This is a genomic window from Klebsiella sp. 54, from assembly GCF_018223875.1.
Classification (GTDB): domain Bacteria; phylum Pseudomonadota; class Gammaproteobacteria; order Enterobacterales; family Enterobacteriaceae; genus Klebsiella; species Klebsiella quasipneumoniae.
Genome location: NZ_JAGRRA010000010.1, coordinates 293,817 through 314,100, shown reverse-complemented (window position 1 = coordinate 314,100; position 20,284 = coordinate 293,817). Strand labels below are relative to the sequence as shown.

18 protein-coding genes and 1 tRNA gene are annotated in these 20,284 nt (G+C 59.1%); 11 read left to right on the top strand and 8 right to left on the bottom strand.

Going from position 1 to position 20,284, the window contains the following annotated elements; all coding sequences use genetic code 11:
- Nucleotides 1-1,590: a microcin C ABC transporter ATP-binding protein YejF gene (gene yejF / locus KHQ24_RS19980; RefSeq protein WP_053810127.1), complete on the top strand. Its 1,590-nt coding sequence runs from the start codon at nucleotides 1-3 to the stop codon at nucleotides 1,588-1,590.
- A 3-nt stretch (nucleotides 1,591-1,593) separates the two neighbouring features.
- Here the strand turns inward: yejF and KHQ24_RS19975 are convergent, their stop codons facing one another.
- From KHQ24_RS19975 to rsuA, 3 genes are all read right to left on the bottom strand, one after another.
- Complete coding sequence (locus KHQ24_RS19975) at nucleotides 1,594-1,938, bottom strand: YejG family protein (RefSeq protein ID WP_002912974.1); 345 nt, start codon at nucleotides 1,936-1,938, stop codon at nucleotides 1,594-1,596.
- Nucleotides 1,939-2,268: 330 nt separating this feature from the next.
- Nucleotides 2,269-3,465: a Bcr/CflA family multidrug efflux MFS transporter gene (locus KHQ24_RS19970; RefSeq protein WP_004201661.1), complete on the bottom strand. Its 1,197-nt coding sequence runs from the start codon at nucleotides 3,463-3,465 to the stop codon at nucleotides 2,269-2,271.
- The gene (rsuA, locus tag KHQ24_RS19965) at nucleotides 3,462-4,181 is read right to left on the bottom strand and encodes a 16S rRNA pseudouridine(516) synthase RsuA (protein ID WP_064178377.1); all 720 of its coding nucleotides are present in this window, start codon (nucleotides 4,179-4,181) and stop codon (nucleotides 3,462-3,464) included. Before rsuA ends, KHQ24_RS19970 begins: the two co-directional genes overlap by 4 nt.
- 147 nt (nucleotides 4,182-4,328) lie before the next feature.
- On the opposite strand from rsuA, the gene KHQ24_RS19960 reads away from it, so the two are divergent.
- Nucleotides 4,329-6,086 (top strand): DEAD/DEAH box helicase, encoded by a 1,758-nt coding sequence (locus KHQ24_RS19960; RefSeq protein WP_211777429.1) that lies wholly within the window; start codon nucleotides 4,329-4,331, stop codon nucleotides 6,084-6,086.
- Nucleotides 6,087-6,222: 136 nt separating this feature from the next.
- Nucleotides 6,223-6,507, top strand: coding sequence for a 50S ribosomal protein L25 (rplY, locus tag KHQ24_RS19955; RefSeq protein WP_004201664.1), 285 nt, complete (start codon nucleotides 6,223-6,225; stop codon nucleotides 6,505-6,507).
- Between the two features lie 58 nt (nucleotides 6,508-6,565).
- On the opposite strand, the gene KHQ24_RS19950 is transcribed toward rplY, so the two are convergent.
- Entirely contained in the window at nucleotides 6,566-7,453 is an 888-nt protein-coding gene (locus tag KHQ24_RS19950; protein WP_048295221.1) for a LysR family transcriptional regulator, read from the bottom strand.
- A 103-nt stretch (nucleotides 7,454-7,556) separates the two neighbouring features.
- Between KHQ24_RS19950 and KHQ24_RS19945 the strand changes: the two genes are divergently transcribed.
- On the top strand, nucleotides 7,557-8,843 hold the full coding sequence (locus tag KHQ24_RS19945; protein WP_057216306.1) for a serine hydrolase domain-containing protein: 1,287 nt from the start codon (nucleotides 7,557-7,559) through the stop codon (nucleotides 8,841-8,843).
- 19 nt (nucleotides 8,844-8,862) lie between these two features.
- Here KHQ24_RS19945 and KHQ24_RS19940 read toward each other — a convergent pair whose 3' ends face one another.
- The gene (locus tag KHQ24_RS19940; RefSeq protein ID WP_043520291.1) at nucleotides 8,863-9,459 is read right to left on the bottom strand and encodes an NUDIX domain-containing protein; all 597 of its coding nucleotides are present in this window, start codon (nucleotides 9,457-9,459) and stop codon (nucleotides 8,863-8,865) included.
- 81 nt (nucleotides 9,460-9,540) lie between these two features.
- Here KHQ24_RS19940 and KHQ24_RS19935 point away from each other — a divergent pair, with 81 nt between their 5' ends.
- Entirely contained in the window at nucleotides 9,541-10,308 is a 768-nt protein-coding gene (locus KHQ24_RS19935; RefSeq protein WP_004201668.1) for a DeoR/GlpR family DNA-binding transcription regulator, read from the top strand.
- Between the two features lie 14 nt (nucleotides 10,309-10,322).
- Here the strand turns inward: KHQ24_RS19935 and yejK are convergent, their stop codons facing one another.
- Entirely contained in the window at nucleotides 10,323-11,330 is a 1,008-nt protein-coding gene (gene yejK / locus KHQ24_RS19930) for a nucleoid-associated protein YejK (protein ID WP_004144267.1), read from the bottom strand.
- Between the two features lie 186 nt (nucleotides 11,331-11,516).
- Between yejK and KHQ24_RS19925 the strand changes: the two genes are divergently transcribed.
- The 5 genes from KHQ24_RS19925 to eco all read left to right on the top strand — a co-directional run bounded on the left by KHQ24_RS19925 (nucleotide 11,517) and on the right by eco (nucleotide 15,636).
- Nucleotides 11,517-11,744, top strand: a complete 228-nt coding sequence (locus tag KHQ24_RS19925) for a YejL family protein (protein ID WP_004195346.1) — start codon at nucleotides 11,517-11,519, stop codon at nucleotides 11,742-11,744.
- 18 nt (nucleotides 11,745-11,762) lie between these two features.
- Complete coding sequence (gene yejM, locus KHQ24_RS19920) at nucleotides 11,763-13,523, top strand: LPS biosynthesis-modulating metalloenzyme YejM (protein WP_048295224.1); 1,761 nt, start codon at nucleotides 11,763-11,765, stop codon at nucleotides 13,521-13,523.
- Nucleotides 13,524-13,599: 76 nt separating this feature from the next.
- Nucleotides 13,600-13,676 (top strand) — tRNA-Pro (locus KHQ24_RS19915).
- A 185-nt stretch (nucleotides 13,677-13,861) separates the two neighbouring features.
- Entirely contained in the window at nucleotides 13,862-14,971 is a 1,110-nt protein-coding gene (locus KHQ24_RS19910; protein WP_004201670.1) for an AI-2E family transporter, read from the top strand.
- 173 nt (nucleotides 14,972-15,144) lie between these two features.
- A complete protein-coding gene (eco, locus tag KHQ24_RS19905) occupies nucleotides 15,145-15,636 on the top strand; it encodes a serine protease inhibitor ecotin (protein ID WP_004201671.1) in 492 nt (163 codons plus the stop codon).
- A 55-nt stretch (nucleotides 15,637-15,691) separates the two neighbouring features.
- Here the strand turns inward: eco and mqo are convergent, their stop codons facing one another.
- Complete coding sequence (gene mqo / locus KHQ24_RS19900; RefSeq protein WP_211777428.1) at nucleotides 15,692-17,326, bottom strand: malate dehydrogenase (quinone); 1,635 nt, start codon at nucleotides 17,324-17,326, stop codon at nucleotides 15,692-15,694.
- A gap of 280 nt (nucleotides 17,327-17,606) precedes the next feature.
- On the opposite strand from mqo, the gene KHQ24_RS19895 reads away from it, so the two are divergent.
- Nucleotides 17,607-18,845: a SulP family inorganic anion transporter gene (locus tag KHQ24_RS19895; protein WP_004201673.1), complete on the top strand. Its 1,239-nt coding sequence runs from the start codon at nucleotides 17,607-17,609 to the stop codon at nucleotides 18,843-18,845.
- Here KHQ24_RS19895 and mgtE read toward each other — a convergent pair.
- Nucleotides 18,808-20,244: a magnesium transporter gene (gene mgtE / locus KHQ24_RS19890; RefSeq protein ID WP_004201674.1), complete on the bottom strand. Its 1,437-nt coding sequence runs from the start codon at nucleotides 20,242-20,244 to the stop codon at nucleotides 18,808-18,810. The genes KHQ24_RS19895 and mgtE overlap by 38 nt on opposite strands.
- Between the last annotated feature and the right edge of the window lie 40 nt (nucleotides 20,245-20,284).

The following is a 20,284-nucleotide window of genomic DNA, read 5'->3' as shown; positions in this document are numbered from 1 at the left end:
ATGACCCACCCGCTGTTAGCTATCGACAATCTCTCTATCGCCTTTCGCCAGCAGGGCGAGACGCAGACCGTCGTGCATAATCTGTCGCTCGAGGTGGCGGTCGGCGAAACGCTGGCCCTGGTGGGTGAATCCGGCTCCGGTAAGAGCATCTCCGCCCTGTCGGTGCTGCGGCTGCTCCCTACCCCGCCGGCCAGCTACCCCAGCGGCGATATCCGTTTTCATGGCCAGTCGCTGCTGCATGCGGATGAGGCGACCCTGCGCGGCGTGCGCGGCAACCGGATCGCGATGATCTTTCAGGAGCCAATGGTGTCGCTCAATCCCCTTCATACCCTGGAAAAACAGCTCTACGAGGTGCTGTCTTTACACCGGGGAATGCGCAAAGAGGCGGCGCGCGGGGAGATCCTCGACTGTCTGGAGCGCGTCGGGATCCGACAGGCGCCACGGCGGCTGGCGGACTATCCGCACCAGCTCTCCGGCGGCGAGCGCCAGCGGGTGATGATCGCCATGGCGCTGCTGACGCGCCCTGAGCTGCTGATTGCCGACGAGCCGACCACCGCTCTCGATGTGTCAGTGCAGGCGCAAATTCTGCAGCTGCTGCGCGAGCTGAAGCGGGAGCTGAACATGGGGATGCTGTTTATTACCCATAACCTGAGCATCGTCCGCCAGCTGGCTGACCGGGTGGCGGTAATGCAGAACGGCCGCTGCGTGGAGCACAATCACTGTCGGGCGCTGTTCAGCGCGCCGGCTCATCCCTACACCCAACGCCTGCTGGATAGCGAACCGGACGGTGAGCCGGTGCCGTTGGCCGTCGATGCCCCGGTGCTGCTGCAGGTGGACGATTTAAACGTGGCATTTCCTGTTCGCAAAGGGATACTGCGCCGGGTTGTCGATCACCATCGGGTGGTCAACAGCCTCAGTTTTCAGCTACGCGCCGGCGAGACGCTGGGGCTGGTGGGCGAATCGGGATCGGGGAAAAGCACCACCGGTCTGGCGCTGCTGCGCCTGATCTCATCCGAGGGCAGGATAACCTTTACCGGTCAGCCGATTCAGGGGCGTAACCGTCGACAGCTGCTGCCGCTGCGCCGACAAATGCAGGTGGTTTTTCAGGATCCGAACTCGTCGCTCAATCCGCGCCTGACGGCGCAGCAGATTATTGAAGAAGGATTGCGCGTCCACCAGCCGACGCTGACGGCAGTCGAACGCGAACAGGCGGTAATCCTTGCCATGCAGGAGGTCGGGCTCGATCCGGCCAGCCGCCAGCGCTACCCGGCGGCATTCTCCGGCGGCCAGCGCCAGCGTATCGCCATCGCCAGAGCGTTAATCGTCAAGCCGCAACTGATCGTCCTCGACGAGCCGACTTCCTCGCTGGATAAAACCGTTCAGGCGCAGATCCTGAATCTGTTGAAAGCATTACAGCTGAAGCATCAGCTGGCCTATATTTTTATCAGCCATGATTTAGGCGTGGTGCGCGCGCTGTGTCACCAGGTGATGGTGCTGCGGCAGGGAATGGTGGTTGAACAGGGCGAGTGCCAGTCCGTCTTCAGCGCGCCCCGGCATGAGTATACCCGCCAGCTGCTGGCGCTAAGCTGACGGTCAGAAAGGGTTATTGCCGGAGAAGGGCTCGGCGATCGCCACGCCAAAATTTTTCAGACGACAGGTGGCGGCAAACTCATCCTGCAGATTAACGAACAGGCAGGGTTCGCCTTCGCACTCAAGAACGGAACAGTCGACTTCGATGTCGCTTAACGCCTGGCTGAGCTTATGCATCACCGGCCAGGCTTTTTCACCGTCCGGACTCAGCAGTTTCAGGGCGACGAGACTGTTTTCGTTCTGCGCGCCGTTTTGCGGAATCGGTTCAACTCTGGAACCCGCAAAACCGGCCAGCCAGCGATAGCTCTGCGGCAGACGGTGTACGATAGAGAGTTGTTGTGTATTCACGTGGTTTCCCCGGAAGCAAAAGGCTTCACAATAAATTTACATCAATATTAACACACTGTTGACAAATAGTCCTGCTCAGACGCAGAAAACGTTTACAGCCGCGTCGGACCAGGGTTAAGCGCTTATATTCCAGCGTGTTATTTTTTAACCCGGCAAGCCGATTGGCGCTATATGTACCCGTTTCTGTGATCCAAAACAACTTTTTTATCGCAACAATGCGACTTTTTACACTAATTGATTTTACATAAAGGAAACAAATCACAGAACCCTGAAGCCCATTACGGTTGACATGCATCAAGAAAGGGGCGATTTCGCCCCTGAAAATGTGACCTAGCGTGCGATTTTTCGCCGGCGGGAAGCGTAAAGCGAGAAGAAAATAGAGCTGGTGGCGCAGAAGGCGATAGAGATCAGCATCGGCCAGGCGGTGGTAAAGGTCGCCATCGACAGCAGCGCGCCGATAATCGCCCCGATACCAAAGCGGAAAGTCCCCGCCAGCGACGAAGCGGTGCCCGCCATATGCGGAAACTCATCGAGGATCACCGCCATAGCGTTAGACGACACCATCGATACGCAGCCAACGAAGGCCGCCACGCCGATCACCAGCGACCAGAAACCGACGTCGAGCAGCGCGCAAACCACCATCCACACCGCCATGGCAAACTGGATCCACAGCCCGGCGCGGAACATGCGCAACGCCCCTACCCGCCGCACAAACCGGCTGTTGAACATGGTCATCAGGAATAAAAAGACAATGTTCAGCGCAAAATAGTAGCCAAAGTGCTGAGGCGCAACGTGGTTAATATTGATATAGACGAAAGGCCCGGCGCTTAGGAAAGAGAACATGCCCGCGAAGCTAAAGCCGCTCGCCAGCATATAGCTCAGGACCCGCTTATGGCGGAACAGGGTGGCAAAGTTACCCAGCGTGGTGCGCAGGTGGAACGGCTGACGCCTTTCAGCCGGTAGCGTTTCGCGGATAAACAGGCCGATCATCAGCGACGCCAGCAGGGCCACCAGGGCGAGGATCCAGAAAATGGCATGCCAGCTGAACCAGACCAGCACCGCCCCGCCGACCATCGGCGCCACCAGCGGCGCAATGGTCGTCACCAGCATGACAAACGACATCATCCGCGAAAACTCATCTTTCGGATAGATGTCGCGCATCAGGGCGTTAATCACCACGCTGGCCGCCGCGGCCGCCAGACCGTGGAAGAAGCGCATGGCGATCAGCATCTCGATGGTCTGCGACAGGGCGCAGGCCACCGCGGCCGCCGCGAAGACCAGCGTTCCGCCGAGGATCACCGGCTTGCGGCCGAGGCTGTCAGCCATCGGACCGTACAGCAGCTGACCCAACGCAAAGCCGAGGATATAGGTGCTGAGGGTCATCTGCGCGCTGCCGTCCGGCACGTGGTACTGGGCAGCGATCACCGGCAGGGCCGGGAGGTACATATCGATCGACAGCGGCATCAGCATGGCCAGCAGGCCAAGGATAAACACAATCCCCAGTGAAGAATTCTGCTTCAGCGTCACGTTTTACTCCGTGGCTGCGGGGCGCCCACGCTGGCAATTTCCGCTTCCGTCAGCGGACGATATTCACCCGGCGCCAGCGATTCATCCAGCTGGATGTCGCCGATGCGTTCCCGATGCAGGCCAACCACGTGGTTACCCACGGCGGCGAACATGCGTTTCACCTGATGGTAGCGGCCTTCGCTGATGGTGAGGCGCACTTCGGTCGGAGTGATCACTTCCAGCACCGCCGGTTTGGTGAGATCTTTTTCGTTATGCAGCTGGACCCCTTTGGCGAACAGCTCCGCGGTCCCTTCCGCCAGCGGGCTTTCCAGCGCCACCAGATAGGTTTTTTCACAATGGTGGCGTGGCGAGGTAATGCGGTGCGACCACTGGCCGTCATCGGTCATCAGCACCAGTCCGGTGGTGTCGATATCCAGCCGTCCGGCGGCGTGCAGCTTATGCGCCACCGGCTCGTCGAGGAAATAAAGGATAGTCGGATGATCGGGATCGTCGGTGGAACAGACGTAGCCTTGCGGCTTGTTGAGCATAAAATAGCGCGGGCCGTTCTGCTGGGTCAGCGTGTTTCCGTCATACTCCACCTCGTGCTCCGGCTGAAGCTTAAAGGAAGCATCTTTTACAATGTCGCCGTCCACGGTAACGCGGCTGCCGCGGATTTCACGCCCGGCAATAGCCCGGCTGACGCCAAGCTGCTGAGCGATAAACTTATCAAGTCGCATGAGATTTTTTTAGCCTGTCAAAGTGCTGGAGCGGGCAAATCGCCCGAAAAAGAAGAATTTCACTGGCTAGTATAACGGGCTCTTAACACCACTCAAGGGAAAAGATTCATGGCATACTATTCGCGAGTTAATTAGCCCCGTGAATTCATGACTTTTACATTACGTCCTTACCAACAAGAAGCCGTCGATGCCACCCTCGCCTGGTTCCGTCGCCATACCGAGCCGGCGGCGATTGTCCTGCCCACCGGCGCGGGCAAAAGCCTGGTGATCGCCGAACTTGCCCGCCTGGCCCGCGGCCGCGTGCTGGTGCTGGCCCACGTCAAAGAGCTGGTGGCGCAGAATCATGCCAAATACTGCGCCCTTGGCCTTGAGGCGGATATCTTTGCCGCCGGTCTGCAGCGAAAAGAGAGCCACGGCAAAGTGGTGTTCGGCAGCGTACAGTCGGTGGCGCGCAATCTCGACCAGTTTCGCAGCGAATTTTCGCTACTCATCATCGATGAATGCCACCGCATTAGCGATGATGACGACAGCCAGTATCAGCAGATCATCGGTCACCTGCGGCAGGTCAATCCGCAGATCCGGCTGCTCGGCCTGACGGCCACTCCGTTCCGCCTTGGCAAGGGCTGGATCTATCAGTTCCACTACCACGGGATGGTGCGCGGCGATGAAAAGGCCCTGTTCCGCGACTGCATCTATGAGCTACCGCTGCGCTATATGATTAAACACGGCTACCTGACGCCGCCGGAGCGCCTCGATATGCCGGTGGTGCAGTACGATTTCAGTCGCCTGCAGGCGCAAAGCAACGGCCTGTTCAGCGAAGCCGATCTTAACCATGAGCTGAAAAAACAGCAGCGTATCACCCCACATATCGTCAGCCAGATCGTGGAGTTCGCCGAAAGCCGCAAAGGGGTGATGATCTTCACCGCCACCGTGGAGCACGCCCGGGAAGTGACCGGCCTGCTGCCGGCAGGCCAGGCGGCGCTGATCACCGGGGAAACCCCGGGTCCGGAACGGGATCGCATCATCGAGGCGTTTAAAGCGCAGGAGTATCGCTATCTGGTGAACGTCGCGGTGCTGACCACCGGCTTCGACGCCCCGCACGTCGACCTGATCGCCATCCTCCGCCCCACCGAGTCGGTGAGTCTTTACCAACAGATCGTTGGCCGCGGCCTGCGCCTGGCGCCGGGAAAAACTGACTGCCTGATCCTCGACTACGCCGGCAACCCGCACGACCTGTACGCCCCGGAAGTGGGAACGCCGAAGGGTAAAAGCGACAACGTGCCGGTGCAGGTCTTCTGCCCGGCCTGCGGCTTCGCCAATACCTTCTGGGGCAAAACCACCGCCGACGGCACCTTGATTGAGCATTTTGGCCGCCGCTGCCAGGGGTGGTTCGAAGATGACGACGGCCACCGCGAACAGTGCGACTTCCGCTTTCGCTTCAAAAACTGTCCGCAGTGCAACGCGGAAAACGATATCGCCGCCCGCCGCTGCCGGGAGTGCGACACCATTCTGGTTGACCCGGACGATATGCTGAAGGCGGCGCTGAAGCTGAAGGACGCGCTGGTGCTACGCTGCAGCGGCATGGCCCTGCAGCACGGCGGCGACGAGAAAGGCCCGTGGCTGAAAATCACCTACTACGATGAAGACGGCGCCGACGTCAGTGAGCGCTTCCGTCTGCAGACGCCCGCCCAGCGTACCGCCTTTGAGCAGTTGTTTATTCGCCCGCATACCCGCACGCCGGGGGTGCCGCTGCGCTGGATAACGCCGGCGGATATCGTGGCCCAGCAGGCGCTGCTGCGCCATCCGGACTTTGTCGTCGCCCGCATGAAAGGCCAGTACTGGCAGGTGCGGGAAAAAGTGTTCGATTATCAGGGGCGTTTTCGCCGCGCCAACGAGCTGCGTTAATCACCCGAAAGCTGAGGTTTTGATTGCCCGGGTGTCGTTTGGCGGCTATAATGCCGCCCGCTTTTGCATTCGCAAAGCAGATAATCCGCCTGTTGCTGGGTCGCCTGTAGCAGGCTTTATATATAGAGAGACATCAATGTTTACTATCAACGCAGAAGTACGTAAAGAGCAGGGTAAGGGTGCGAGCCGCCGCCTGCGCGCAGCTAACAAGTTCCCGGCAATCATCTACGGTGGCGAAGCTGCTCCGGTTGCTATCGAACTGGACCACGACAAAGTTTGGAACATGCAGGACAAAGCTGAGTTTTACGGCGAAGTTCTGACCGTCGTGGTTGATGGCAAAGAAGAAAAAGTCAAAGTTCAGGCTGTTCAGCGCCACGCGTTCAAGCCGAAACTGACTCACATCGACTTCGTTCGCGCGTAATCGCCGATAGCAAGTTGTATGGCAAGCGCCCCGGGGTCTTCGGCTCCGGGGCGTTTTGTTATCCGCGCCGCCAAAGCTCCGGCGCCTTGTCCACGATGTCGCTAAGCATCCGGTGCTTATTCATTCCGGGCAGCCAGAGCATCACCATGGTGACGTTCAGCCCCTGACTGCCGACCTCCGTCGCGATTTCACTGACTCCCTGCCACTCGCCTGGCCGCAAATGGTCCGGTAAAAACCCCCAGCCCCTCCCCTGCTCCAGCGCATGGCGCAGCAGAGTAATTTCGTTCATATACAGCGTATGGCCGGAGATCTGCAGCCGGCGGGCAATCTGATCGTCACTGCGCCGGTGCATCACTAACTGCGGCGTCAACGAAAGATTCAATAGCGTCAGCGGCCGCGGAGCGTCGTGGAACAGGCTGTCCGCCGCGTAGAAACGCAGATCCACGGTGCCGAGCGCCCGCCACTCCATTTCGCTCCCCAGCGTGCGGTTGTTAGCCTGGCACAGCGCCATATCCGCCACGCCATCGCTCAGCGCCTGCTCGGCTTCGCGCCGCGAGGCGCTCCAGCAGCTCAGGCGGATCTGCCGCCGGGCCAGCGTATCGGCCAGCGCGCAGAGAAAATCACGTGGGATAAAGGGATCGTACACCAGACGCAGCGCCTGTCCGGTGGTTTGCGGCAGCGTTTGCGCAAAAGACTCGAAAGCCTGCGCCTGGCGCAACAGCAGATGCGCCTGACGAAAAAGCTGCTCGCCTTCGGCGGTTAAGGTCAGGGTACGCCCTTCCCGGCTGAACAGATGGTACCCCAGCGCGTCTTCCAGATAGTCCAGCAGATCGCGCAGCGTGGTTCGGTCTTTACCTAAACGAATGGCCGCCCGCGACAGGCTTCCGGTCTCGGCGATGGTGGCGAATGCTTCAATCTGCGCGAAAGAATATTGCAGGGTTTTCATCCTTCTCTCCCTTACGGGGGAAAATCCCCCCTGTGCTGATTTTAGCCGGCGCGCGCCGATTTATATACTGCGCAGCGAATCTATGGCAAACGAGGAAAGGAAGATGATAAGAAAACCACTGGCCCTGGCGTTAATCCTGGCGGCGCTGCCGGCGGCGGCAATGGCGCAAAACTGCGGCGGCCTGACGCTGGATGTCTGCCCAACGCCTTACGATCAAACGCTACCCGCGGCCAAAGACATGCTCAGCTGGGATCAGACTTCACGCGTGATTGGCTTTCGCAATGACTATCGCAACTATGCCGGGGATGTCTTCCGCCACGGCGCCTCAGTGCCGCTGGAACGCGCTGAAAAACAATTGACCGATGCCCGCTATACCCTTAACGGCCACACCTGGACCCTGCAGGATTACCTGAAGCGCGAGAACGTCAGCGGTATGCTGGTGCTGAAAGACGGCAAGGTCGCCTGGAAATATCTTGGCGACGGCAACACCGATACCACCCTGTGGACCTCACGCTCGGTGGGAAAATCGGTGGTCTCGACGCTGGTGGGCATCGCCATTCAGCAGGGTAAGATCCACTCCCTCGATGATCTGATTACCGTTTATGAACCCGAACTGAAAGGCACCGCCTGGGACGGCGTGACGCTGAAGCAGTTGATGCAGCACACCAGCGGTGTGGAATGGAATGAAGACTACACCGACCCGCAGTCGCACTTCGCCCGCCTGACCCAGTGCGAGGCGCAGCCCGGCGCCTATGCCTGCGTGCGCAAGATCGTCACCGGCCTGGCGCGCCAGCATCCTGCGGGCGAGCAGTGGTCCTACTCTTCCGGCGGCGCCTGGCTGTTGGGCGATATCCTGGAGCGCGCCACCGGTATGCCGCTGGCCGCCTGGCTTGAGCAGTCGCTGTGGCAGCCCGCCGGGATGGCCCACGACGGCGTATGGCATGCTTATCAGCAAGGGAAGCATGATGTTGGCGCCCATGGCTTTAACGCCACCCTTGAAGACTGGGGCCGCTTCGGCGAATTCGTCGCCCGCGATGGTCGGTTAAGCAACGGCAAACAGCTGGTGCCTGCGGGCTGGTTCGATCAGGCCGCAAGCTGGACCACAGCGCTGAACTCGGTCTCGGCGGCGCATCCGCAAGGTATCTACGGTTATCAGTGGTGGAATAACGCCATTCCGGCGAATGCGCAAAACGTCCAGCCGACGCCGCAGGAAGGGCTGAAGGACTCGCTGTGGGCGCTGGGTATCTACGGCCAGGTGATCATGGTGAACCGCGCGGAACACCTGGTGATCGTCCAGTGGTCGACCTGGCCGCAGGCGGAACCCTCCTTTAACGCCCAGCCGCTGGAAGCGGCGCTGATGTACAGCGCCATTGCCCGCGAGCTGCGTTAACCCCCCCGCTCCTTGCCGCTCAGCCGGCGAGGATCGTGTCGGCATTCAGCGCCAGGTGCTGCAGCAGGATAATGGTTTTGGCATCCATGATCTCGCCATCGCGAATGGCCTGCAGCGCCCGCGCCAGCGGCCACTCCAGCACTTCAATGTCCTCACCTTCCGCCGCCAGCCCGCCGCCCTCTCCCTGCCGGTCATCGGCCTGATATTCGGCGATAAAAAAGTAGAGTTTTTCGGTGACAGATCCGGGGCTCATAAAGACGGTGAAGACGGGCTCGATGCGCGTCACCCGAAAGCCGGTCTCCTCTTCCGCTTCGGCAACGATCCTCGTCTCCGGCGAGGCGTTATCCAACAGCCCGGCCGCCGCTTCAATGAGATATCCGTCGTGACCGTGAGTAAACACCGGAAAACGGAACTGACGAGTCAGGACCACCGTCCGCTTTTCCCGGTTGTAGAGTAAAATGACCGCGCCGTTGCCGCGATCGTAGGCCTCGCGGCTCTGCTCCTGCCAGCGTCCGTCCCGGCGCTGCAGTTCAAAGGTATATTTTTTCAGCGTGTACCAGTTATCAGAGAGCAGCGTCTCGCGAATGTGGCGGACGTGCGGTGCATGAGTTTGCATGTTATATCCCCTTTAAGATGACAGTAGGCACCATAACATGCATAATCGTGCACAAACAAGATCACTCGTGAAGGAAAACTCATGCTCGCCAGTCAACGAAAACAGCAAATCCTGCAGATTCTTGCGGAGGAAAAACAGGTGATGTCCGGGGAGCTGAGCCAGCGGTTTAACGTCTCAGAGGACTCCATTCGCCGCGACCTGCGCGAGCTGGCGGCGGAAGGAAAACTGCAGCGGGTCCACGGCGGGGCGCTGCCGGTCTCCGCTGCCATCGCCCCTATTGAAACACGCAAAAGCGTGCAAATCGCCTCCAAGCAGGCGGTGGCGCGCGCCGCCGCCGCCCTGATCCAGCCTGGACAGGTGGTGATTGTCGATGGCGGCACCACCACCGCGGCGATGATCGGCTTCTTACCCGCCGACCTCAGCTGCACGGTGGTCACCCACAGCCCCGGCATCGCCGTGGCGCTGGTCGATCACCCGCGAATCGAGGTGATCCTGCTTGGCGGCAAAGTGTTTAAGCATTCAGTTGTCGCCGTCGGCCCCGAAACGCTGGAAGGAATGGCGCGGATCAACGCCGATGTGTTCTTTATGGGGGTGACCGGCGTCCACCCGCGAGCGGGTTTTACCACCGGTGATTATGAAGAGGCAGGCATCAAGCGCGCGCTGGCGGCCAGGGCCGCGGAAACCGTGGTGATGGCCTCCCGGGAAAAGCTCAACGCCGCGTCGGCCTTTGCCATCGGCGAGCTGAACCTCGCCAGTACGCTTATCGTCGATGGGGATCCCGACGCCGCGCTGCGCCAGCAGCTGGTGCAGCGCGGCGTGGAGATCGTCCCCGTTCAGCGGTCGCGCTGAACGGGGCGCGGCGCTTAGTTGCCGCCGGAGGTCCGGCGCTGCAGCTGGTCGCGCAGGTTCGGCGGGGTGCCCTTAATGGTCAGAGTATCGGTGGCGGGATCCCAGAATACGCGTTCGCCCAGCAGCATCGCGTCGAAGTTAATGGTTAAACCGCCGCCGCTGCCGGCAAACTTGGTCAGCTGGCGTAAGGTGCTGCGATCCGCCGGGAAGCTCTCTTCCAGTTCGTAACCCTGTTCGGCGGTGAATTCCTGGAAGCTCTTTTCGCTGACGCCGGCCAGCTCTTTGGACAGCGATTCCAGCTCAATCTCTTCCCCGGCCTGCAGCTGTTCGTTGCAGTACGCATAGACCTGCTGACGCACATTCTGTCGCTCGGATTTATCAAGCTGCGCGTCGGCGGCGAAGTCGTCCACCGCCTGCAGCAGGCCGCGGTTCTGCGCTTTGGCGTTGAGGCCTTCGCTGGCCCCGAGGAAATCCATAAAGAAATCGGCCACTTTGCGCCCCACCCGCCCTTTCAGGAAGGTTAAGTAGCGGGTCGACTCCGGGTTGGTTTCCCACTCGGTCAGATCGATGCGCGCGACGATATCGGCATGGTTAATATCCAGATAATGGGTCGAGCGGATATCCAGCTCTTCGTTGACGCGCATACTGCTCAGGTTATTGAGCACCGCCACCAGCAGATACTCGACCGCCAGGTAACGATACTGGCAGAAGAGGACAATGCCCCCTTCGGCGAACGGGTATTTCGCCAGCTCATCGCGTAGGCGGCCGGTCGCCGCGCGGCTGAACGCCAGAAACTCCTCTTCGCCCTGACGCTGCAGGCGCAGCGCCTGCGCCAGTTCGCTCTCTTCATTGAACAGCCCATAGGCTTTGCTTTTGGCGCTATAAACCCGGTGCAGTTCAGCCATCATCTCGACGACCGTCGCGTTCGGCTCCAGCAGTGACTCGCGCAGCACCAGCTCCAGATTTTGTTCATCACGTTTGATTAACTGATGCAGGGCAATCTGGTCGATATCCAGACTCATGTTAAACTCTCCTTTTAGACCGGGCGGTATTCAACCACCGCCGGGTAGCCGACGCAACTGGCGCCACACATTTCGACGTCATGACTGACGATCGGTGCGCTTTTGCGCCGCGGCGAAAAAATGCGGAAAAAAAGCTGCTGCTACGGTAATATGTTGCCCTTTCACGAACAAACAGATTTTGAGTTTATGCCGCAAATTTCCCGCTATAGCGATCAACAGGTCGAACAGTTGCTCAGCGAGCTGACGAACGTCCTGGAATCACACAAAGCCCCGGTTGACCTTTCACTGATGGTGTTAGGCAATATGGTGACCAACCTGATCAACAGTAGCGTCGCGCCGGCGCAGCGTCAGGCCATCGCCCGTTCTTTCGCGCAGGCTTTGCAATCTTCGATTAACGACGATCCAGCGCATTAAGGATAACAGCAACAGTATATGGTGACTCTACGTCAGCCCTACCGAGAAAAAGTCTCCCAGATGGTTAGCTGGGGGCACTGGTTCGCCCTGTTCAACATGTTGTTGGCCATGGTGCTCGGCAGCCGCTACCTTTTTGTCGCCGACTGGCCGACGACGCTTGCCGGACGACTCTTTTCGTACGTCAGTCTCGTCGGGCACTTCAGCTTCCTGGTGTTTACCAGCTATGTGCTGATCCTCTTTCCGTTGACCTTTATCGTGGTCTCGCAGCGCCTGATGCGCTTCCTGTCGGTGATCCTTGCCACCGCCGGGATGACGCTGTTGCTGATAGACAGCGAGGTCTTTACCCGCTTCCATCTTCATTTAAATCCGGTGGTCTGGGAGCTGGTCATCAACCCTGACCAGAATGAGATGGCGCGCGACTGGCAGCTGATGTTTATCAGCGTCCCGGTCATCTTTTTGATTGAAATGCTCTTCGCCACCTGGAGCTGGCAAAAGCTGCGCAGCCTGACGCGCCGCCGCCATTACGCCCGCCCGGTGGCCTGGTTCTTCTTTTTGTCGTTCGTCAGCAGCCACCTGGTCTATATCTGGGCGGATGCCAACTTCTATCGCCCGATCACCATGCAGCGAGCGAATCTACCGCTTTCCTATCCGATGACCGCCCGTCGTTTCCTTGAGAAACATGGCCTGCTCGACGCCCAGGATTATCAGCGTCGCTTGGTGGAACAAGGGGCGCCGGAGGCGGTATCGGTCCAGTATCCGCTCAGTAACCTGCGCTACCGCGACCTCGGCGCGGGCTATAACGTGTTGCTGATCACCGTCGACAACCTGAACTACTCGCGGTTTGAAAAGACGATGCCGGCGCTGGCGGCGTTTGCCAAAGAAAACGTCAACTTTACCCAGCATATGAGCTCGGGCAATACCGCCGACAGCGGCCTGTTTGGCCTGTTCTACGGCATTTCGCCAGCCTATATGGACGGTGTCCTCTCGGCGCGTATTCCCGCAGCGCTGATCACCGCCCTCAACCAGCAGGGCTACCAGCTGGGGCTGTTCTCTTCCGATGGGTTTAGCAGCCCGCTGTATCGCCAGGCGCTGCTCTCCGACTTCTCGCTGCCGAGCGCGAAGACCCAGAGCGACGAGCAGACCGCCAATCAGTGGATCAGTTGGCTGGACCGTTACGCGCAGGATGAGAATCGCTGGTTCTCGTGGATCTCGCTGAATGGCACCACTCTCGACGACACGCAGCAGCAGAACTTTGTCCGCCGTTATAGCAAGGCGGCAGGCGACGTTGATGCCCAGATCGATCGGGTGCTGAACGCGCTGCGCGAAGCCGGCAAGCTCGATAATACGGTGGTGATTATCACCGGCGGCCACGGCAAGCCGCTTAACGTCAAACACGACTCATTCGACTGGTCGCGCGAGCAGCTGCAGGTGCCGCTGGTTATTCACTGGCCGGGCACGCCAGCCCAGGAAATTGCCACCCTGACCGATAACAAAGATGTGATGACCACGCTGATGCAGCGCCTGCTTCACGTTTCGACGCCGGCCAATGAGTATTCGCAGGGTGAAGATCTGTTCAGCGCCGCGCGGCGTCGGAACTGGGTCACCGCGGCCAACGGCGATACGCTGGCCATTACCACCCCGACCATCACCGTGGTCCTCAACCATAACGGCACCTACACCACCTGGAGCCGCGACGGCGAGAAAATCAAAGATCAGAAACCGCAGCTCAGCCTGTTGCTGCAGGTCCTGACCGACGAAAAACGCTTTATCGCTAACTGATTGATTAATTATGAATCAATCGCGCGCGACCCGCTTGCATTCGCCTGGGGAACGGGTAATATTGTTCCCCACGCGTCGGCACGTAGCGCAGCCTGGTAGCGCACCGTCATGGGGTGTCGGGGGTCGGAGGTTCAAATCCTCTCGTGCCGACCAAAAATCCCAGAGAAACCAGCCTTTTAAGGCTGGTTTTTTTATGTCTCTCTTTTACGCCCGTCCCCCACCTCGTTGAATTTGTGCCCTTTCCGCGCCACAGCGTATAGAGTACGACTATCCTGATGGTAAATTACGTCGTAGCATCTATTATTCGACCGTATGACTCATAAGCAGGAGCGGATGACATGAGAGTTAATGGACTTACCAAAGGATTTTTCATCCTTATCGTCTTCATTGTAACCCTGGCCTTTTTTGATGTTCTCTCACCCTACTATTCCGCCATTCTCTGGGCCGCGATCCTCGCGGTGATTTTTAATCCGGTCAAAAACAAAATTCGCACCCGCCTCGGCGAGCGTAATGGCCTCGCGGCGCTGATGACCATCGTCATTATCTGCCTTATCGTGTTTACGCCGCTGGCGATTATCCTGTCGTCACTGGCCTACGAGCTGAACGTGGTGTACAGCAAACTGCAGCATAACGATACCCAGTTCCCGACGGTGGTCGCCAGCCTGATTGCCCACCTCCCCGGCTGGGCCAGAAGCTTCCTGGCAGAACATAACCTTGATAGCGCGCAGCAGATCCAGCAGCAGCTCTCCGATGTCGCCCTGAAAGGTGGCCAGTATCTGGCCGGCAGCGCGTTTCTGATTGGCAAAGGGACCTTTGGCTTTACCGTCAGCTTCGGCATCATGCTGTACCTACTGTTTTTCCTGCTGAAGGATGGACCTTACCTGGTGCTGTTGATCCTCGAATCTCTGCCGTTATCCAGCTATGTGAAGCAGCACCTGTTCGCTAAGTTCGCCGCAGTGGCCCGCGCCACGGTAAAAGGCACCGTCGCCGTGGCGCTGGCGCAGGGGGCGCTGGGCGGCTTAGCCTTCTGGATCGCCGGTCTGGACGGCAGCATTCTCTGGGGGGCGCTGATGGCGTTCCTGTCGCTTATCCCGGCGGTGGGCTCGGCCATTATCTGGGTGCCGGCGGCTATTTACCTTTTTGCTACCGGCCAGTTGTGGCAGGGCGCCTTTATCGTGGGCTTCTTTGTCGTTGTGATTGGTCTGGTGGACAATATTCTGCGTCCGCTGCTGGTGGGCAAGGATACCAAGATGCCGGACTACCTGATCCTGATCGCTACTTTAGGCGGCATGGAGATCTACGGTATCAATGGATTCGTGATCGGGCCACTGATCGCCGCCTTGTTTATCGCCTGCTGGAATTTGCTGTCGGGACGGGAACATGCTGGCAACACCGATGAAATCGATGAAGAGTTTATTGAGGAAGCGAAAAATAGCCGTACTGAATAGCTTCTCCGGCAGGCGTCTGGCGGCCCGCCAGCGCCTCTGTTGCGCTCTGAACGCTGCCCTTTTGCCAGTAGATAACACTGTTCACTTTGCAAAAAATGGTAAATAAATCTTAACATTCAGCTAAGTGATGATAGGCTATCCCTGTCAGGAACGAAAATAAAGGATGATCAACCGTGAAAAAAATCACTACGCTAGCCGTTTCTCTGCTCACCGCCGCCTGCATGTCTGCCGGCGCCCTGGCCGCAGACCAGCCGCTGGAAAAAGTCGCGCCGTTCCCGAAAGCGGAAAAAGGCATGAAGCGTCAGGTTATTCAGCTGCCGCAGCAGCAGGATGAGTCGGCGTTGAAGGTTGAGCTGATGATCGGCCAGACGCTGGAAGTCGACTGCAACCACCATCGTTTTGGCGGGCAGCTGGAAAGCAAAACCCTGGAAGGCTGGGGTTATGACTACTATGTCTTTGATAAGCTGAGCGGCCCGGTATCCACCATGATGGCCTGCCCGGACGGCAAGAAAACGAAGAAATTTGTTACTGCCGGCCTCGGCGATGACGCTATGCTGCGCTACAACAGCAAGCTGCCGATCGTTATCTACACGCCGACTAATGTCGATGTAAAATATCGCATCTGGCGCGCCGACGAGACTATCGGCAACGCCGAGATCCGCTAAGGCGCGCAATTGAATCAGCAATAAAACAACGGCAGCCCGCAGGCTGCCGTTTTTGTCAGAGCGCGATGTCCGCCATCGGCTTGCCGCCGCTCAGCGGCTTCAGCTCCGCCTGCGGAGCTTCATCCGCCGCCGCGGCCGGCTCATATTTCAGCTCCAGCACTTCACTGGTCCACGCCAGCGCTTTCTCAATCTCCGCCGGGTTGCCATCAAGGCGAATACCGTAGGTCGGGATGATCGCCTTCAGCCTGGCCTGCCATTCGGGCGAATTCACTTTGTCTTTAAACACTTTTTCCATAAGCTGCAGCATGATAGGCGCCGCGGTGGAGGCGCCTGGCGATGCGCCGAGCAGCGCCGCGACGGTGCCTTCGTCATCGCTGACCACTTCGGTGCCCAGGCGCAGTACCCCGCCCTTCTTCGCATCGCGCTTGATGATCTGCACGCGCTGACCGGCCTGCCACAACCGCCAGTCCTCTTTCCGCGCTTCCGGATAGTATTCGCACAGCGCGGCCAGACGATCTTTATCTTTCTGCATCACCTGGCTAATCAGGTATTTCACCAGATCGAAGTTGTCCAGGCCGACGTTGAGCATCGGCAGGATATTCGAGGTATTGGTCGAGGCCAGCAGATCCCACAGCGAACCGTTCTTCAGGAAGCGGGTCGAGAAGGTCGCGAACGGCCCGAACAGCACCACGCGTTTACCGTCGATAATACGGGTATCGATGTGCGGCACCGACATCGGCGGCGCGCCCACTTCGGCCTGGCCGTAAACCTTAGCCAGATGGTGGTTTACTACCTCCGGATTTGCGCAGACCAGGAACTGGCCGCCGACCGGGAAGCCGGCATACTCTTTGGCCTGCGGAATGCCGGTTTCCTGCAGCAGGGTCAGCGCCGCGCCGCCGGCGCCGATAAAGATAAATTTGGCTTTAATAACCCGCTTCTGACGACGGTTGTCGGCATCCGCGAGGGTCACCGTCCAGCTCTTGTCGGCGTTGCGCTTGAAGCGACGCACCACGGTGCCCAGCTGCAGGGAGAAATTATCATGCTTTTGCAGGCTGGCGATCAGCTGGCGGGTGATTTCCCCATAGTTGACGTCGGTTCCCATTTCCGTACGGGTGGCGGCCACCTTTTGCAGCGGGTCGCGGCCTTCCATCACCAGCGGCGCCCAGGCTTTGATCTGCTGATGGTCTTCAGAATAACGAATGCCGCGGAACAGTTCGCTCTGCTGCAGCGCCGCATAGCGCGCGCGCAGGAAGTTGACGTTATCTTCGCCCCACACAAAGCTCATGTGCGGCACGCTGTTAATGAATGATTTTGGTTTGTTCAGGACGCCGCGCGTCACCTGATGCGCCCAGAACTGACGCGAGATGTGGAAGGCTTCGTTGATGTCGACCGCTTTGTCGATATTGATGCCGTTGGCGGTCTGCGGCGTATAGTTCAGCTCCATCAGCGCCGCGTGGCCGGTACCCGCATTGTTCCACCCGTTTGAGCTCTCTTCCGCCACGCTGGACATCTGCTCAACCATGGTAATAGACCAGTCTGGCTCAAGCTCCTGCAGCCAGGTTCCCAGTGTGGCGCTCATAATGCCGCCGCCAATCAACAATACATCCGTCTCTTGCTCATGGCGGGTGTTGGTCCGAGTGCTGTTGGGACCAACCGCCTGTGAGCGTGGTACGGCCATCTTTTTATTCATCGGATTTGAGCCTTACTTTACTCGCTGTTTTATTTAGCGCAGGTGATACGATTCTCACCCCTCACGTTACCACCGAAGCTCAAAAATTTAAATATTGTTTAAATTTTAAGTTCTGTTTTGAGATCCGTTATAAAAATGTTTAATAAATGTATACACCAAATCACTTTTTGTACTGGTGCCCTGGCAGATTCCGCGCTATCATCCCTGGTTTTGTGACAGACCGCACGGAAGCAGGGCCTGACACCGCTCCTCCTTTTTTTATAATCTGCGAACTTTTTTTATGCCCCCAGTTTCAGACCCCGCCGCTTCCGGCAACCTGCGTCCGATCCTTCGTTCTCCGTCGCTGCTGACGCGCGAAGTCCTGGCCGGCGTGCTCACCGCCCTGGCGTTAATTCCTGAAGTGATTTCGTTTTCGGTTATTGCCGGCGTTGACCCGCAGGTGAGCCTGATTGCTTCCGTCGTGCTCTGTCTGGCGATGTCGCTACTGGGCGGACGCCCGGCGATGGTCACCGCCGCCGCGGGATCAGTGGCGCTGGTCATTGGCCCGATGGTGCATCAGCACGGCGTGGGTTACATTCTGCCAGCCGTCATTCTGGCGGGTATGATTCAAATTTTGTTTGGTCTGTGCGGCATGGCGCGTCTGATGCGCTTTATTCCCCCGGCGGTGATGACCGGGTTCGTCAACGCCCTCGGGATCCTGATTTTCTTCGCCCAGGTGCCGCACTTCTGGAGCCGCCAGCCGCTGATCGTCGGCCTGTTCGTCCTGACGCTGCTTATCGTTCTGTGGGCGCCGCGCTTTATTAAGACTATCCCGGCGCCGCTGATCGCCATCGTCGCGCTCACTCTCTATACCGCGACCACCGGCCAGCTGCTGCCGACCGTGGGTGATGAAGGGTCAATGAGCGGCGGCCTGCCGGGGTTCACCGCCCTGACCGTTCCCCTGAACCTGACCACCCTGCAGATAATCTGGCCGTGCGCCCTCAGCATCGCCTTTGTCGGCCTCATGGAGTCTCTGCTGACGGCTAAGCTGGTGGATGACCTGACCCATACGCCGTCGAATAAATCGCGGGAGAGCGCCGGGCTGGGGATCGCCAACATCCTCGCCGGCTGTTATGGCGGTATCGCGGGCTGCGCGATGATCGGCCAGACTATCGTTAACGTGGAAATGGGCAAAGCCCGTAGCCGTCTCTCAACGGTTATCGCCGGCCTGGTGCTGCTCCTGCTGGTGACAGCGCTCAGCCAGGTGATGGCGAAAATCCCGATGGCGGTCCTGGCCGGGGTGATGGTGATCGTGGCGGTGAAGACCTTTAGCTGGCACAGCATTCTCCCGGGCGAGCTGGCGCGCAATCCGTGGCCGGAAACGCTGGTGATGCTGGTGACCGTCGCCGCGACGGTGGGAACCAGCAATCTGGCGATTGGCGTGCTGGCGGGGATTGTCGCGATGGCGATCATCCCCCGCCGCCTGCGGGCAAAAGCGCAGGCTACATCAGAAACAGCGTCGCCAGACCCAGAAAAATAAAGAAGCCGCCGGTGTCGGTGATAGCGGTAATCATTACGCTGGAGCCGACCGCCGGGTCACGCCCCAGCTTCACCATGACCATCGGGATTATCACGCCCATCATCGCCGCCATCAGCAGGTTGAGCATCATGGCCAGCGTCATCACCCCGCCAAGCTGCGGATCGTCATACAGCCACCAGGTGATGGCCCCCATGATCCCGCCCCACACCAGGCCATTAATCAGCGCAACGCCCATTTCACGCAGGATCAGAAAGGTAAAGCTGCCGGGCTGGATCTGCTGCAGCGCCATCGCCCGAACGATCATGGTGATCGTCTGGTTGCCGGTATTGCCGCCGATCCCGGCGACGATCGGCATCAGCGAGGCCAGCGCCACCAGCTGTGAAATGGTATGTTCGAAGCCGTCGATGACCCTGGAAGCGATAAACGCCGTACACAGGTTCACCGCCAGCCACGCCCAGCGCGTTTTCACCGCTTTGCTGACCGGGGCGAAGACATCTTCTTCATCGCTCAGGCCGCCCATCCGCCGCAGATCGTTGTCGGTCTCTTCATAGACCACATCGACGATCTCATCGATGGTCAGACGGCCGATCAGTTTGCCATCGGCATCGATAACGGCGGCGCTGAGCAAGTCATCACGCTCGAAGGTGCGCGCCACCTTCTCCGCTTCTTCATGCGGCTGAAAGGTGACCGGATCGCCCTCCATCACCTCCCCCACCCGCTTCTGCGCATCGTTGAGCAGAATGGTCTGCAGCTCCAGCTCGCCGAGCAGCAGCTTATTGCGGGTGGTGACGAACAGTTTATCGGTGTTCTCCGGCATTTTCCCGAGACGCCGCAGATAGCGCTGGACCGCCGCCAGGGTGGCCTCCGGCCGCACCGTAATGACCTCAAACTCCATGATCGACCCGACGCTGTTGTCGGCATAGCGCATAATCTGGCGAATACGGGCGCGCTTCTCAGCCGGCAGGGTCGCCAGCAACCGTCCGGTCAGATTGCGCGGCAGATGCTGCAGCAGGTAAACCTGTTCATCGATATCCAGCGGCTGCATCGCCTGCAGCAGCTCGTGGTCGCTCATCTTATCGATGAGGTCGCCCCAGACGTTTTCTGAAGCTTCCAGCAGCACTTCGCCGCGTTTATCGTCGGGCACCAGGCACCACAGCGCGGTGCGGGCGTCATAGGGGAGCGCTTCCAGCGCATCGGCGAGATCCGGCGGCGGCAGATGCGAGACCAGCATTTCCACTTCAGCCAGGTCATCGGCCAGCGTCCCTTCATCGTAACGTTCGGCCAGCGTCAGTTTGCCCAGCAGCGCGGAGGTCACCGCTTTATCGGTGCTCAAGAGCCAAATCAGACGGGCGCGCTCTTCGTCACGCAAGCGGGCGCTTTTTTTATGCAAAACGGACATCGGTCAGGCAATCCTTTTGAGAATAGTGAGCCGGCCTGCG